We start from the raw sequence: 14643 nt of genomic DNA on the forward strand, positions 1-14643 counted from the left end.
CCTGTTGCCAAGCTCCGTCAGCTTGGCTAAGACCCCGGCACGGTTCCCGGATAGCTCAGTTGGTAGAGCAAGCGGCTGTTAACCGCTTTGTCGCAGGTTCGAGTCCTGCTCCGGGAGCCAGACCGGCCCTGCTGTCGCTGGCGATCCGCAAGCGCCGTCAATAGTCCAACGAGGCTACCGCGCTCGATGGCGCTGGAACATCACCCGAAATGGGCGACCGTGCGGTTTGTCGCGACTTGATCCCCTCTCATCGCCCAACACACGACCGCATCGATCCCCCGGGCACGGTGCGATGCCGCGATTGCCGACAGGGTAAGCATGGCCGCCATGCGTTCAGCTGCTGCCGCCAGACGATCCAGACCCTCACAGGCGGCGGGGATGGCGGTTCTGGCATGGTCGGCCTGCCGCCGCGCCGCCGCTGCCCTGATGTCGGCCTCGCGGGCCTGACGGCACAGGCCGATGGCCAGCGCGATCGCCTGATCGTTCATCCGGCGGATCGATCGTTCGAACGCGATCGGGTTGGCGCGATCGAACGTGGCGATCCGCGCCCGTGCCTCGATCTCACCGGATTCGATCGAGTCGAACGGCAGAAACTCAAGATCATACCGCTCCGAAAGGGCATCGGCGACCAGAACGTCAGGCTCGATCGACAGCAGCGTCGCCAGATCAAGACGCCGGCGCTCTATCGGAAACCGAACGACGTTGTGACCGATAGGGTCAGATTCCATCTGCAACGATCCTCGCCTTGTTGATGGGCCCTTCGAACAGTGCGGCCCTATTGGTCTCCAAATGGTTAACCTTTACCGGAAAATCAAAGTGACAACGGCGCTCCATAGGCCCGTTGCGCACCGCGGTCTGTGACCCGCATCACACTGAATCATTACAAAATCATCGACGGATCATTATTTGCATCCCATGTCGGTGCGGGGCGAACCCGGCGTCAACCGGTATCGCCCGCACGGGCCGGGCTACCGCGGGTCAGGCAGCGGTCCGGTATCCGCGATCATCCGACAGCGCGGCGATCAGCGGACAGGCGGTGTCGTCGCCTTGCGCGCACCGCGTGATCAGGGCGCCGAGGACGGTCTGCATCCTCGTCAAGTCATTGATCTTGCCGATGATTTCCTCGAGATGATGCTGTGCCAGCGACTGCACCTGCTCGCAGGCGTCACGACGGCCGTCGGCAAGCGCGAGCAGGTCGCGCACCGCATCGAGCGAAAAACCAAGCTCCCGCGCCCGGCGGATGAAGGTAATCCGCGCGACATCGCTGCGGTCATAGACCCGGCGGCCGCCTTCGGTGCGCAGCGCTCGGGGCAGCACACCGGATTTTTCGTAAAATCGGATGGTTTCGATACTGCATCCGCTGCGCCGCGCCACCGCGCCGATCGGCAGCGCCGGATCGGCCGATCCGCCCGATGATCCGCCCGATGATCCGCGCCGGGCACGATTTTTTTCCGAAATCATCGAAACACCTGTTGCTCCTGGAGTGACTCCAGCATCCATAAAGCGATCCGTTGGGACGTCCAATGCCACTCGCGCCGGCAAACCAGGCGGCGACGGCGTTGCGATCCCTGAATGGATGGAAGGGCTGCATGATGGACATGGTATCGCTGCGCGTCACCGGGATGACCTGCACGCATTGCGCGCGAACCGCCGAGACCGCGTTGAACCGGCTGGCAGGGGTCGATGCACGGGTCTCCTACGATGCGGGGATTGCCGAAATTCGCAGTGAGGCCACAATCGACCTCGAAACGCTCAGATCAGCGGTCGCCGCGCGCGGCTACGGCCTCGAACCCCTGGGAGGGGCGGAGGATTTGGGATCGGATGGCGCCGGGCTGCATGTCGCGATCATCGGCAGCGGCGGGGCTGCTTTTGCCGCGGCGATCCGCGCGGTCGAAGCCGGGGCGCGGGTCACGTTGATCGAACGCGCCCCGCTCATCGGCGGCACCTGCGTCAATGTCGGGTGCGTCCCCTCGAAAATCCTGCTGCGCGCGGCAGAGATCAGGCACGACCAGGCCCATCATCCGTTCGCCGGCATCGGGCGGGCGGACCTGCCGGTCGATCGCGCGCCTCTGCTCGCCCAGCTGAGCGGCCGGGTCGATGCGCTGCGGGGGGCAAAATACGAGAGCATCATCGCGGGTAATCCGGGGATCACGCTGCTGCGCGGAACCGCGCGATTCCACGACGCGAAGACATTGACGGTAACCGATGATGCGGGGATCATCACCCGGCTCACGCCCGACCGCATTCTGATCGCCACCGGTGCGGCGCCTGCCATCCCGCCGATTCCCGGATTCGCGGGCACACCGTTCTGGACCTCGACCGAGGCGCTGTTCACCGCCGAGATGCCGGCGAGCCTGATCGTGATCGGTTCATCCTTCGTGGCGCTCGAACTCGCCCAGGCCTATCACCGGCTCGGCGCCGCGGTCACGATCCTCGCGCGCGCCACATTGCTCACCCGCGACGATCCGGATCTTGGCGCCGGGCTGCAAGCGGCCCTTGAGGCGGAGGGGATCACGGTTCTGACCGGAACCGAAGCACAGATGGCGACCTATCGGGACGATCGATTCCACGTGACGCTCAGGGGCGGTACCCGCGCCGGCGCCACGATCGAGGCCGCGCGCGTTCTGATCGCCACCGGGCGGCGACCGAACACCGATCAACTCGGGCTCGAAGCCGCCGGGGTAACGACAGACCCCGCCGGCGCCATCGTGGTCGATGATCATCTGCGCACCTCGGCCCCCCGCATCTACGCGGCGGGTGATTGCAGCACGATGCCGCAACTCGTCTATGTCGCGGCGGCGGCCGGCACGCGCGCCGCGATCAACATGACCGGCGGTGACGCGGCACTCGATCTCTCCATCGTTCCGGCGGTGGTCTTCACCGACCCCGCGGTCGCGACCGTCGGCCTCGACGAGGCGCAGGCGCGGGCGGCGGGTCTCGAACCCATCACCCGTCGCCTCGATCTCGAGAACATCCCCCGCGCCCTTGCCAATTTCGACACGACGGGTTTCGTCAAACTGGTCGCCGAAGCGGAATCGCAACGCCTGATCGGTGCGCAGATCCTCGCTCACAACGCCGGCGAGATGATCCAGACGGCGGCGATCGCGATTAAATATCGCATGACCGTGCAGGAACTTGGCAACATGCTGTTTCCCTATCTGGTGATGACCGAAGGGCTCAAACTCACGGCCCAGACCTTCACCAGGGACGTCTCGCAACTCTCTTGCTGTGCCGGTTGAATTTCGTAACCATCGAAAGGAGTTTCCCCATGAACGGACATCCGATTGCCGCCTCGACAATCGCGCGCCGGCTTGCCCTTCTGGCGGGCCTGATCGCACTTCCGGCCGTGGCATGTGCCGCGCCATCCGGCGTGATGGGACCGAAGGACGCGCCAAACCCCGGCAATCCGCCGGCTCCCGCCGCATCGTTCATCAGCCACGGCAAAACCATGTCCCTCGCCGCCTACAAGGGGCATCCCATCATGCTCTGGCAGGTGGCGACCTGGTGCGGCAGCTGCCGCGCCGGGTTGCGCGTTTTGGCTGAGAACAAGGCGATGATCGACCGGTCCGGCATCCGGGTCATTGTCCTGCGCGATTACGAAAACGGCGGCTATCCTGGCATCGGTATCACAAAATTCGCCACGCAGGCGGCACCGAGCCTGATCGGCGACCCGCATTTCATCTTCGGTGACGACTCCAAGGCCCTCTATGCGCTCTACAACCCGCATCATTACGTCGATGTCTATGACCTGATCAGCAAAGAGCGAAAGATCACGACGGTCTCCTCGACCCCCTCGGCGACGTTCGGCAAGATCAAGGCATTCATCGCCGCGGACCCTTCATCATGATGACCGCGACGATGCAGAACATTGTGCAGATGCCGATTGCGATCCGCATGGCCTTGTCGGACCGGCGCGCGCGGCTCTGGGGCGTGGCGACGTTCCTGATCGGGCTGATCGTCTATCTCCTCGTCCTGCCCGCCACGGATACGGGTGGCGCGATCGGCCTCGTTTCGCTGCAATTCCTGACCCCCGGCGAAGCGGTGCTGGCCCTGATCATGGCGGCGCTGCTCGGCCTGACCGTGGCGCTCGGGATCTACGGGTTGAGGCAGGGCGCCAGCGCGGCGTCCGGCACATCCATGCTGGGCGCCGCGATTGCCGTGCTGCCGACGCTACTGTGCTGTTCGCCGGTGCTGCCCCTGGCGATCGCCGCCATCGCTTCGGTGCTGCCGGCCGCCGGAGCCCTGGGCCTGCCGATCCAGGGTTTCGTGGCCACCCACGAGATGTGGCTCTACGGCCTCGCCATCGCGCTGATGGTCTGGGGGCTCTACGGCAACGCCCGCCGCGCCCTGCAGTGCGCCTGTTAGGCGGCGTGCGGCTCGGCGCGGCCCGCCGCCGTGGCTTGCGGCACGTCGATCAATCTGCCGGTATGCACATCGTAGATATAGCCATGAATGGGAATGTCGCGCGGCACCAGCGGGTGACGGCGAATGCGCTGCACATCCTCAAGGACGCTCTGCGATTGATCCGAAATGGTCAACCAGCTGATCATCTCCCCCTCGGCCGACCCGCCGCCGCCGCCCGCATCATGCCATCCGCCAGCATCGATCGCGGCACATTTCAGGCTGCTGCGGAGCAGTTTGCGCATCACCTCGTCCGTAAACGTCTCCATCCCGCAATCGGTGTGATGAATGACAAACCACTCGCGCGTGCCGAGCAGCTTGTAGGAAATGACCAGGGACCGGATCGCATCGTCGCTGGCGCGGCCACCAGCGTTGCGGATCACATGAGCGTCGCCCTCGGCCAGCCCGGCATATTTCGCCGGGTCGAGCCGCGCATCCATGCAGGTCAGAATCGCGAAATGCCGGCCGGGCGGCATCGGGAGCCTGCCCTTCTCGCCGAACTCCTCGGCGTATTTCGCATTGACCGATAAAATCTCATCTCTGATCTTGCTCATGCGGCATTCCCTCGCGATTTTTGGTTGAAGCCGACCCGTTCCGGGGCGGCAACACTTTGTCTAGACCCGATCGAGCGGCGTTGCGACTGAATTTTCGAGGGGCGCCGAACCGGCGCGCGGATCGCCTGGATGACAAGGTCCTTGTCATCCAGGTGTCCGACTTGTAGCCGGAGAAAGGGTCCGGCATGGCCGAGACGTCAGACGGTCAGGTGCCGTACCGATCAACAAGGGAGAACGACCATGATCGAAACGATCGGCGAGCAAACCGCACAGGGTCCGAAATCATCGCCGAGGATCATCGGCCTCCTGACCAGCGGCGGTGACTGTGCCGGCCTCAACGCGGTGATCCGCGCCGTCGTGACCCGCGCGATCGAAGGGTATGGCTGGCGGGTTTTTGGCATCCATCAGGGCACCATGGGGCTGCTGCGTCGGCCCATCGAGTTCGAGGAGCTTGATCTGCGGGTTTCGGGAGCCGGCAATCTGCGCTCGGCCGGCACGATTCTGGGAACGACGAACAAAGGCAACCCGTTCGCGTTTCCGATGCCCGACGGAACCCGGCTCGACCGCTCAGCCGAGGTGATCGCGGCCATCCACGAGCTGGGGATCGACGCGCTGATCGGCATCGGCGGTGATGGCAGCCACGCCATCCTGCGGCGACTCGCCCAGCAAGGCGGCCTCAATTTCGTCGGGATTCCGAAAACGATCGATAACGACATCGGGGTGACCGAAACCTCGGTCGGATATGATACCGCGGTGATGGTCGCGACCGAAGCGCTCGACCGGCTGCAACCGACCGCGGCAAGCCACGACCGCGTGATGATCCTGGAGGTGATGGGGCGCGACGCCGGGCATATCGCCCTTGCCGCCGGTATTGCCGGCGGTGCCGACGTGATCCTGATTCCCGAGATCCCCTACGAGATGGACAAGGTGGCCGCCCATATCGGCCGGCTCCGCAACCGTGGCAGAAATTTCGCCCTCGTCGTCGTCGCGGAGGCGGTGCCCAACCTCACCGGGCAAAGTGTGTGGCAGCGCCAGACCGGCGGTGCCACGACCTATGGCGGCATCGGCCATATCCTTGGAACCGTGATCGCCGACCTCACCGGCGCGGAAACAAGGGTCACCGTGCTCGGCCATGTGCAGCGCGGTGGCCAGCCGACCTGGAACGACCGGCTGATCGCCTCGGCCTTCGGCGTCCGCGCTGTCGATCTGGTCGCGGAGGGTCGCTTTGATCGAATGGTCGCGTGGCAAAACCGGCGCGTCATCGACGTGCCGCTCTCCGAGGCGGTACAGGCGCCGAGCCGGGTGGACCGCGAGGGTGTCCTGATCCGCACCGCCCGCGGCCTTGGTATTTCCTTCGGCGACATCTGAGCGGGCGGCTTCAACCCCGGCGCAGGGTGAAATTGCGTGTCGAGCCGGGATGCCGCATCCTCATGGCATGACTGATCTTCCGCCGCGATTATCGACCGCCGGCCCGGTCGCCCGTCTCTGTCTGTCGCGCCCGGCGCGGCGCAACCGCCTGGGTATCGACGACATCACGACCCTGCGCGCCCATCTCGCCACCGTCGCCGCCGATCCCGACATCCGCGTTCTGATCATCGAGGCGATCGGTCCGGTCTTCTCCGCCGGCTTCGACCTCGATGCCCTGGCCGGCGGCGACATCGGCGACGCCGAGGATGGTCCCGGCGGGATCGGTGCCGTCGCATCGGCCCTGGCGGCGCTGCCGCAGCCCACGATCGCGCGGTTGCACGGCAATGTGTATGGCGGCGCGGTCGATCTCGCCCTCGCCTGCGATTTCCGGGTCGGCACGGCGGCTATTTCCGTCCTGATGCCGGCCGCCCGCCTCGGCCTGCACTACTACCGCTCCGGCCTTGCCCGCGCCGTCCAGCGCCTGGGGCCGGACGCAACGCGGCTGATCTTCATCCTCGCCGAACCGCTCGACGCGGCCTCCCTCCTGCGACTGGGCTTTCTCACCCATCTGGTCCCCCCCGCCGCTCTCGATGCCACGGTCGATGCGCTGGCAAGCCGCCTCGTCACCAACGCCGCCCCCGCCGTGAAAGGCATGAAAGCCGCAATCGAGGCGTTGGCAACTCACCATTTCGACCCGTCCCGCTTCGCCGCCAGCCTCGAGGCCGCGCATAAAAGCCCGGAATTCCGCGATGCCCTCGCCGCGCTCGGCCGCGCGCGTTCATGACATCGCGCGGCGGCGGGGCAGTGGATCGCATCCATCGGCGGGGGCAATGTCGCAACGGTACGCCGATGATGTCGTGAAATCTAAAGACGGGATGGGGGCGACACGGCAGTATCGTCTTGCGCCGGGATTTTTTAGGAGTAATCAGGATGTCGGGTGATTTGTCTGGTTCAATTCGAAATCTCGTCGCCCGCCGTCGTCCCTTTCATATGCTGGAAGCGCCGTTCTACACCGATCCCGCGATCTTCCGCGCCGATCTCGATCTGATCTTTTTCCGCCACTGGATTTTCGTCGGCGTCGAGCCCGACATTGCCGAACCGGGCGACGTCATGACGGTGAATATCGGCGACGCGGCGATTTTGATCACACGGGACGACGATGGTGCGATCCATGCGATGCATAATATCTGCCGCCACCGTGCCGCCCGCCTCGTCTCGACCGAAACCGCCACGGTCGGTCGCCTTGTGTGCCCTTATCACGCCTGGACCTACGGGCTCGATGGCGCGTTGCTCCACGCCGATCACATGGGCGATGATTTCGATCCTGCGTGCCACGGCCTGCGCAAAATCCACATCCGCTCCCTTGCGGGCCTGTTATTCGTCTGCCTTGCCGAGAACCCGCCCGCCGATTTCGACGAGATGGCGCGGATCACCGCCCCCTATATCGCGCCCCACGAGATCGCGAACTGCAAAATTGCCCATCAGATCGATCTGATCGAGGAGGGCAACTGGAAGCTCACGATGGAGAATAATCGCGAGTGCTACCATTGCGCCCTCAACCACCCCGAACTCACCACCTCGATCTTCGAATACGGGTTCGGCTTCGAGACCGATGAGTCCGACCCCGTCCGCGTCGCTCAGCGCCAGAATTATGATCAGATGGTCGAACGCTCCTGCGCCGCCTGGGATCGCGCCGGTTTCCCCTCGACCGAAATCGGCCATCTCGACGACATGATCTCCGGCTACCGCATCGGCCGCATGCCGATGGATCGCGACGGCGAATCCCAGACGCTGGATACCAAAATCGCCAGCCGAAAACTCCTCGGCCGGGCCACGGACAAACGCCTCGGCGATCTCTCGTTCCACACCCAGCCGAATTCCTGGCATCATTTCATGAGCGATCATATCGTCAGCTTTGCGGTCTTCCCGCTCGGCCCGGATCGCACCTTGCTGCGCACCAAATGGCTGGTCCATCGCGACGCGATCGAAGGGGTCGATTACGACCTCGAAAACCTCATCCGGGTCTGGCGCGAAACCAACATCCAGGACGGTAATCTGGTCGGCCTCGCCCAGCGGGGTGCTGCAAGCAGCTTCTACACCCCAGGCCCCTATTCACCGCAGACCGAAGGCCAGGTCGAGCAATTCGTGAACTGGTACATCAAGCGGATGGAAGCCGGCCTCGCATGAGCGCAGCCCCCGGCACCGCCGCCGCCCAGTGCATTGCCGCGCGCGACGGTCTCGCCCCCTGGTCCGCCGAAACCGACGATGAATTGCTCTGCGTCGCACTTCACGACGAAACCGCCGATGTCCGCAGCTTCACCTTCGCCCCGCGAAGCGCGAGCCGGTTCCATTACCTCCCCGGCCAGTTCCTCACCTTCGACATCCCGACCGAGCGCGGCATCGTCCAGCGCTGCTACACCATCGCCTCATCGCCGACCCGTCCGGACCGGCTGACCATCACGGTGAAACGCCAGCGCGGCGGCATCGTCTCGCCCTGGCTGCACGATCATCTCCGCCCCGGCATGAGCCTGCGCGCCCTCGGCCCGATGGGCGATTTCACTTTCGCAGCGAGCCCGACCCGCACCGACCCCCACCTCTTCATCTCCGGCGGCTCCGGCATTACCCCGCTGATGTCGATGACCCGCGCCCATTACGATCTCGCACCGGAGACCGACATCGTCTTCCTCCATTTCGCCCGCACGCCGGACGATATCATCTTCCGCGACGAGCTTGCCCTGATGGCGCGCACCATGCCCAACCTCCGCATCATCGCGGTCTGCGAAGCCGATTCCCCCGGCACGCGCTGGGGCGGCCCACGCGGCCGCGTCGACGCCACCATGCTCAAACTCCTGGTCCCCGACCTCGCGACCCGCACGATCTTCAACTGTGGCCCCGCCCCGTTCATGGCCGCCATCCGCGCCGCTCTGCCCACGCTCGGCGTCGATCGGGTGAACTACCACGAGGAAAGCTTCGATTTTGCCACCCTGAACGACGCCGCGCCGGAAACCCAGGCCAGCCCAAACAACATCACCACCAGCTTCGCGGTAAACTTCACCAAATCCGCCCGCAGCATCGACATCGCCGCCGACCAGTTCATCCTCGCCGCCGCCCGCGCCGCCGGCATGCGCCTGCCCTCGTCCTGCACCAAAGGCATGTGCGGCACCTGCAAGAGCAAACTCCTCTCCGGTCACGTCGACATGCAGCACCAGGGCGGCATCCGCCAGCGCGAGATCGACCAGGGCATGATCCTGATCTGCTGCGCGCGCCCCCTGTCCGACCTCGTGATCGAGCGCTGAGCATGAACATCGCCCGCCTCGCCCATTTCGGTTTCCTCACCTTGCCGGATTATTCCATGATCGCGGTCGCCAGCGCGATCGAGGCGCTCCGCATGGCCAACCGCTGCGCCGGCCGGCCGATCTACAGCTGGACCATCCACGCCCTGAACGACACCCCGGTCCCCGCCAGCAACGGCATGGCGATCAGCCCGACCCGCAAGCTCGGCCGCGCCACGCCGCCCGATCCGCTGCCCGATCTGGTATTCGTCTGCGGCGGCGTCGATGTCCGCAGCGTCGTCGGCCAACCCCATCTCGCCGCCCTGCGCCGCCTCGCCCGCGAAGGTGTTGCCCTCGGCGCGCTCTGCACCGGCACCTTCGCCCTCGCCGAAGCCGGGCTGCTCGATGGCTATCGCTGCGCCGTTCATTGGGAGGATGCCGCCGCGATGCGCGAAGCCTTCCCCGCGATCGAACTGGTCAACGAGCTCTTCGTGCTCGACCGCAACCGCCTCACCTGCACCGGCGGCATCGGCCCGCTCGACATGATGCTCCACCTGATCGAAGCCAAACTCGGCCGCGTCATCGCCGAACACGTCGCGGTCACCTTCATCCTCGACCGGATCAGGCCGAGCGGCGAACGCCAGCCGATCGCGGCGGGCGACCGCGTCACCCCCGACCAGCCGGTGCTCGCCCGTGCCATGACCATGATCGAATCCCGGCTCGACGAACCGGCCCTGCCTACCGCCATCGCCGCCGAACTCGGCCTCTCGCTCCGCCAGCTCCAGCGCCTGTTCCGTGCGCATCTGAACGAAACCCCCGCCGGTTTCATCAAATCCCTCCGCCTGCACCGCGCGCAGTCCATGCTCCAGGCGCGCGACCTGCCGGTGACCGCGGTGGCCATGGCCTGCGGCTTCGGCTCCAGCGCCTATTTCGCCAGCGCCTACCGCGCCCATTTCGGCTACTCGCCCCGCGCCGAACGCCAGCTCCGCGCGATCGCCGCCGTCGCCCCCCGCACGGCCTCGCTCGCATGAGCGCCACCACCGAAGCGCTGTTCCGCCCGCTCACCCTCCGCCGGCTGACCATCCGCAACCGGCTGATGAGCACCAGCCACGCTCCCGGCTACGGGCGGGACGGCAAACCGCAGGAGCGCTACCAGCTCTACCACGCCGAAAAGGCCAAGGGCGGCATCGGCCTGACCATGTTCGGCGGCTCCTCCTCGGTCTCGCCCGACAGTCCCGCCGCCCCCTGGAACCAGATCTCGGTCGCCGATGACAGCGTGATCCCCTATTTCCGCCAATTCGCCGACCGCGTGCACCAGCACGGCGCCGCGCTGATGATCCAGCTCACCCATATGGGCCGCCGCACCCGCTGGGATACCGAACACTGGCTGCCCACCATTTCCGCCTCGCCCCGCCGCGAACCCGCCAGCCGCTCGATCCCGCGCGAGATGAACCAGGACGATATCGACCGCGTCGTGGCCGATTTCGCCGCCGCCGCCCGCCGCGCGCGTGACGGCGGGCTGGATGGCTGTGAAATCTCCGCCGCCCACGGCCATCTGGTCGACCAGTTCTGGTCCCCCTCGGTCAATCACCGCACCGATGGTTACGGTGGCGCCCTGCTCAACCGGCTGCGCTTCGGCTTTGAAATCCTCGCCGCGATGCGCCGCGCCGCCGGCGATGATTTCGTCATCGGCATGCGCATGTCCGGCGATGAATTGTTCGATGAAGGGCTGAGTGCCGACGACTGCATCGAAATCGCCGCCGCCCATGTCGAGCGCGGCCTGGTCGATTTCGTCAACGTCATGGGCGGTCAGGCGCGGGATCACCTCGCCCACGCGGTCTCGCTGCCCAACATGGCCTTCCCGGTCGCCCCGTTCCTCCACCTCGCCAGCGCGATCCGCCGCGAGGTCGAAATCCCGGTCTTCCACGCCCAGCGCATCACCGATTTCGCGACCGCCGCCCGCGCCGTCGCCGAAGGCCATGTCGATATGGTGGCGATGACCCGCGCCCATATCGCGGACCCGCATATCGGCCGCAAACTGCTCGAAGGCCGCGCCGACGACATCCGCCAATGCGTCGGTGCGGGTTACTGCATCGACCGGATCTATACCGGCGCCGACGCGCTCTGCATCCAGAACGCCGCCACCGGCCGCGAAGCCACCATGCCGCACGAGATCCCCCGCGCCGCAACGCCAAGGCGCGTCGTCATCGTCGGCGGCGGCCCCGCCGGGCTCGAAGCCGCCCGGGTCTGCGCCGCGCGCGGCCATCACGTGGTCCTGTTCGAACGCGAACCCAGCCTCGGTGGTGCGATCAACATCGCCGCCAAAGCCGGCTGGCGCGAGGCGCTCTCCGGCATCCCCCGCTGGCTCGCAGCACAGATCCGCAAATCCGGCGTCGACATCCGCCTCGCCACCGCCGCCGACCCCGCCGCGATCCTCGCCGAACGCCCGGACATCGTGATCATCGCAACCGGCGGCGCGCCCAACCAAGGCTTCATCCCCGGCGCCGATCTCGTCGTCACCACCACCGACATAATGCGTCAGGGCATGGAACTATCGGGCTCGGTCCTGCTCTACGACAACATGGGCCAGCACAACGCCGCCTCCTGCGCCGAGCTGCTCGCCACTCGCGGCGCGCTTGTCGAACTCGCGACCCCGGACCGGATGGCGGCGGAAGAAGTCGGCACCACCAACCAGCCGGTGCATCTGCGCAACCTATACAAACTCGGCGTCATCATCAGCCCCAATCTCGACCTTCTCGAAATCCGCCGCGAAGACAACCGCCTGATCGCCGTGCTGCGCAACACCATGGATTTGTCGGAGGAAGAACGCGTGATCGACCACGTCGCGGTCGATTTCGGCACGCTGCCGGTCGATCATCTCTACACCGACCTCAAGGACGGTGCTGCCAATCGCGGCATCACCGACATCGCCGCCCTGATCGCCGGCCAGCCCCAACCCGAGGCCAGCGCTCCCGGCTACCGCCTCTACCGCATCGGCGACGCCGCCGCCGGCCGCAACATCCACGCCGCGATCTACGACGCGCTGCGCCTGTGCAAGGACCTCTGATGGAAGGCAGCGCCCTGGTGCTGCTGTCCTGGCTGATGCTCGCCGGCCTCGCGATCCAGACCGCCCGCCTCGCCACCATCTGGCGGCGCGGCGCCCCCGCCCCGGTCGACTGGCGCACCGGCCTGCTCGCCCTGCCCCGCCGCTACCTCGTCGATGTCCACGCCATCGTCGGCCGCAACCCCGCAGCCGCGCGAATGCACCAGGCCATCGCCGGCGGTCTGCTGGCCGGCACCGCCCTGCTCCTGCTCGGCGCGATCCCCTGGCTGCGATCCTCATCGCTCTACTGGCTGCTGGTCGCCCTCGCCTTCGCCGTCGCCCTCGCCGGTGCCGCGCTGGTCCGCCGCCGCCGCACCCCGATCCGCCCGCCCACTTTGTCCGGCGGTGCGTTCCTCACTTTGCCGCTCCACCTCGCCGCCTACGCCACCGGCTGCCTGCTCACCGCCCTGTTCGGCGGCTTGATCGGCTGGATCGGCCTGTTCCTCGCCGCGTTCGGCGGCATCAACCTGATCGCCGGACTCACCACCGGCCCGATGCGCCACGCCATCGCCGGCGCCTTGCACCTCGCCGCCCACCCACGGCCGGATCGTTTCTCCGGCGCCCCCGCCAGCGCGCTCGCCCCGATCGACCTCACCGCCCCCCGTCTCGGCATCGCCACCATCGAGGATTTCGCCTGGAACCGCCTGCTCGGCTTCGATGCCTGCATCCAGTGCGGCCGCTGCGAAGCCGCCTGCCCCGCCTTTGCGGCCGGCCAGCCGCTCAATCCCAAAGCCCTGATCCAGGATCTCTGCGCCGCCAGCCACCACCAACCAACCTACACCGGCAGCCCCCACCCCGGGATCACCATGCGCGGCCCGATCCTCGGCACGCTGCATCCCGAAACGCTCTGGTCCTGCACCACCTGCCGCGCCTGCGTCGCCGCCTGCCCGATGATGATCGAACATGTCGACGCCATCATCGACCTCCGCCGCCACCTCACCCTCGAGCACGGCGCCGCCCCCGGCAAAGCCGATGCCAGCCTCGCCGCCCTCCGCTACACCGACAACACCACCGGCCGCGCGCCCGACCAGCGGCTCGATGTCCTCGCCGGGCTGAACATCCGGACCATCGCACCGGGCGAATCGGTCGACACCCTGCTCTGGCTGGGCGACGGCGCGTTCGACCGCCGCTACGGTGAAACCCTGCGCGCCCTGATCGCCATCCTGCGCGCCGCCGACCTCGATTTCGCCATCCTGGGCCCCGCCGAGCGCGACTGCGGCGACCTCGCCCGCCGCCTCGGCGACGAAGCCGGCTTCGCCCGCCTCGCCCAGGCCAATATCCCGCAACTGAACGACATCAGCTTCCAGCGCATCGTCACCGCCGACCCCCACGCCCTGCACGTGCTGCGCCAGGAATACCCCGCCTTCGGTGGCCACTACACCATCATCCACCACACAGCACTCATCGCCGACCTGCTCGCCGCCGGCACGATCACCCTGCCCGCGCCCGCCACCACGACCATCACCTATCACGACCCCTGCTACCTCGCCCGCTACAATGGCGAGACCGAAGCGCCCCGCCGCATCCTCGCCCGCCTGACCACCAAACCGGTCGAAATGGCCCGCAACGGCACCAACGGCTTCTGCTGCGGCGGCGGCGGCGGCGCGCCGGTCACCGACATCCAGGGCAAACACCGCATCCCCGACCTCCGGATGGATCAGGCCCGTGCCACCAACGCCACCATCGTCGCCGTCGCCTGCCCCGGCTGCACCGCGATGCTCGAAGGCGTCATCGGCCCGCGCCCCCTGATCCGCGACCTCGCCCAGCTCGTCCACGCGGCGATGTCATGATCCGCCGCGACCCCCGCGCCGAACGCGCTGCCATGACCACCGCGACCACCCCCCGCCTCCGGCTCGACCGCACCCACCGTACCGGCGCCGACCCCACAGCCGCACCCGCGACCACC

13 protein-coding genes and 1 tRNA gene are annotated in these 14643 nt (G+C 66.8%); 11 read left to right on the forward strand and 3 right to left on the reverse strand.

The genetic code is table 11. The features are described 5' to 3' along the window. Positions 1 to 44 precede the first annotated feature (44 nt). A tRNA-Asn gene (locus ACP5E6_RS12200) sits at positions 45 to 120 on the forward strand. An 80-nt stretch (positions 121 to 200) separates the two neighbouring features. Here ACP5E6_RS12200 and ACP5E6_RS12205 read toward each other — a convergent pair. Together ACP5E6_RS12205 and ACP5E6_RS12210 are read right to left on the reverse strand one after the other, a co-directional pair. After that, positions 201 to 728 carry a hypothetical protein gene (locus tag ACP5E6_RS12205; protein ID WP_427954512.1) on the reverse strand — a complete coding sequence of 176 codons (528 nt, stop codon included), beginning with the start codon at positions 726 to 728 and terminating at the stop codon, positions 201 to 203. A 250-nt stretch (positions 729 to 978) separates the two neighbouring features. Continuing rightward, positions 979 to 1461 carry a MerR family transcriptional regulator gene (locus tag ACP5E6_RS12210; protein WP_427954513.1) on the reverse strand — a complete coding sequence of 161 codons (483 nt, stop codon included), beginning with the start codon at positions 1459 to 1461 and terminating at the stop codon, positions 979 to 981. Positions 1462 to 1589: 128 nt separating this feature from the next. On the opposite strand from ACP5E6_RS12210, the gene merA reads away from it, so the two are divergent. From merA to ACP5E6_RS12225, 3 genes are read left to right on the forward strand one after another with little or no spacing between them, the layout of a single operon-like run. Next, positions 1590 to 3239 (forward strand): mercury(II) reductase, encoded by a 1650-nt coding sequence (gene merA / locus ACP5E6_RS12215; RefSeq protein WP_427954514.1) that lies wholly within the window; start codon positions 1590 to 1592, stop codon positions 3237 to 3239. Positions 3240 to 3268: 29 nt separating this feature from the next. Beyond that, entirely contained in the window at positions 3269 to 3847 is a 579-nt protein-coding gene (locus ACP5E6_RS12220) for a hypothetical protein (RefSeq protein WP_427954515.1), read from the forward strand. Continuing rightward, the gene (locus tag ACP5E6_RS12225; RefSeq protein WP_427954516.1) at positions 3844 to 4365 is read left to right on the forward strand and encodes a hypothetical protein; all 522 of its coding nucleotides are present in this window, start codon (positions 3844 to 3846) and stop codon (positions 4363 to 4365) included. Before ACP5E6_RS12220 ends, ACP5E6_RS12225 begins: the two co-directional genes overlap by 4 nt. On the opposite strand, the gene ACP5E6_RS12230 is transcribed toward ACP5E6_RS12225, so the two are convergent. Next, positions 4362 to 4955: a beta-class carbonic anhydrase gene (locus tag ACP5E6_RS12230; RefSeq protein WP_427954517.1), complete on the reverse strand. Its 594-nt coding sequence runs from the start codon at positions 4953 to 4955 to the stop codon at positions 4362 to 4364. The genes ACP5E6_RS12225 and ACP5E6_RS12230 overlap by 4 nt on opposite strands. Positions 4956 to 5195: 240 nt before the next feature. On the opposite strand from ACP5E6_RS12230, the gene ACP5E6_RS12235 reads away from it, so the two are divergent. The 7 genes from ACP5E6_RS12235 to ACP5E6_RS12265 all read left to right on the forward strand — a co-directional run bounded on the left by ACP5E6_RS12235 (position 5196) and on the right by ACP5E6_RS12265 (position 14527). Next, entirely contained in the window at positions 5196 to 6323 is a 1128-nt protein-coding gene (locus ACP5E6_RS12235; RefSeq protein WP_427954518.1) for an ATP-dependent 6-phosphofructokinase, read from the forward strand. A 67-nt stretch (positions 6324 to 6390) separates the two neighbouring features. Further along, positions 6391 to 7146, forward strand: coding sequence for an enoyl-CoA hydratase/isomerase family protein (locus tag ACP5E6_RS12240; RefSeq protein WP_427954519.1), 756 nt, complete (start codon positions 6391 to 6393; stop codon positions 7144 to 7146). 146 nt (positions 7147 to 7292) lie between these two features. Continuing rightward, positions 7293 to 8549: an aromatic ring-hydroxylating oxygenase subunit alpha gene (locus tag ACP5E6_RS12245; RefSeq protein WP_427954520.1), complete on the forward strand. Its 1257-nt coding sequence runs from the start codon at positions 7293 to 7295 to the stop codon at positions 8547 to 8549. Continuing rightward, positions 8546 to 9658, forward strand: coding sequence for a 2Fe-2S iron-sulfur cluster-binding protein (locus tag ACP5E6_RS12250; protein ID WP_427954521.1), 1113 nt, complete (start codon positions 8546 to 8548; stop codon positions 9656 to 9658). The genes ACP5E6_RS12245 and ACP5E6_RS12250 overlap by 4 nt, the downstream gene beginning before the upstream one ends. Before the next feature lie 2 nt (positions 9659 to 9660). Continuing rightward, positions 9661 to 10665, forward strand: a complete 1005-nt coding sequence (locus tag ACP5E6_RS12255) for a GlxA family transcriptional regulator (RefSeq protein ID WP_427954522.1) — start codon at positions 9661 to 9663, stop codon at positions 10663 to 10665. Next, positions 10662 to 12701 carry an FAD-dependent oxidoreductase gene (locus tag ACP5E6_RS12260; protein ID WP_427954523.1) on the forward strand — a complete coding sequence of 680 codons (2040 nt, stop codon included), beginning with the start codon at positions 10662 to 10664 and terminating at the stop codon, positions 12699 to 12701. Before ACP5E6_RS12255 ends, ACP5E6_RS12260 begins: the two co-directional genes overlap by 4 nt. Continuing rightward, on the forward strand, positions 12701 to 14527 hold the full coding sequence (locus tag ACP5E6_RS12265; RefSeq protein WP_427954524.1) for a DUF3483 domain-containing protein: 1827 nt from the start codon (positions 12701 to 12703) through the stop codon (positions 14525 to 14527). Before ACP5E6_RS12260 ends, ACP5E6_RS12265 begins: the two co-directional genes overlap by 1 nt. Positions 14528 to 14643 lie beyond the last annotated feature (116 nt).

Source organism: Acidiphilium sp. (genome assembly GCF_049977125.1).
Lineage (GTDB): Bacteria > Pseudomonadota > Alphaproteobacteria > Acetobacterales > Acetobacteraceae > Acidiphilium.

Coding starts and splice junctions, on each gene's coding strand:
- ACP5E6_RS12205 (WP_427954512.1), bottom strand. CDS start 728: ATGGAATCTGACCCTATCGGTCACAACGTCGTTCGGTTTCCGATAGAG.
- ACP5E6_RS12210 (WP_427954513.1), bottom strand. CDS start 1,461: ATGATTTCGGAAAAAAATCGTGCCCGGCGCGGATCATCGGGCGGATCA.
- merA (WP_427954514.1), top strand. CDS start 1,590: ATGATGGACATGGTATCGCTGCGCGTCACCGGGATGACCTGCACGCAT.
- ACP5E6_RS12220 (WP_427954515.1), top strand. CDS start 3,269: ATGAACGGACATCCGATTGCCGCCTCGACAATCGCGCGCCGGCTTGCC.
- ACP5E6_RS12225 (WP_427954516.1), top strand. CDS start 3,844: ATGATGACCGCGACGATGCAGAACATTGTGCAGATGCCGATTGCGATC.
- ACP5E6_RS12230 (WP_427954517.1), bottom strand. CDS start 4,955: ATGAGCAAGATCAGAGATGAGATTTTATCGGTCAATGCGAAATACGCC.
- ACP5E6_RS12235 (WP_427954518.1), top strand. CDS start 5,196: ATGATCGAAACGATCGGCGAGCAAACCGCACAGGGTCCGAAATCATCG.
- ACP5E6_RS12240 (WP_427954519.1), top strand. CDS start 6,391: ATGACTGATCTTCCGCCGCGATTATCGACCGCCGGCCCGGTCGCCCGT.
- ACP5E6_RS12245 (WP_427954520.1), top strand. CDS start 7,293: ATGTCGGGTGATTTGTCTGGTTCAATTCGAAATCTCGTCGCCCGCCGT.
- ACP5E6_RS12250 (WP_427954521.1), top strand. CDS start 8,546: ATGAGCGCAGCCCCCGGCACCGCCGCCGCCCAGTGCATTGCCGCGCGC.
- ACP5E6_RS12255 (WP_427954522.1), top strand. CDS start 9,661: ATGAACATCGCCCGCCTCGCCCATTTCGGTTTCCTCACCTTGCCGGAT.
- ACP5E6_RS12260 (WP_427954523.1), top strand. CDS start 10,662: ATGAGCGCCACCACCGAAGCGCTGTTCCGCCCGCTCACCCTCCGCCGG.
- ACP5E6_RS12265 (WP_427954524.1), top strand. CDS start 12,701: ATGGAAGGCAGCGCCCTGGTGCTGCTGTCCTGGCTGATGCTCGCCGGC.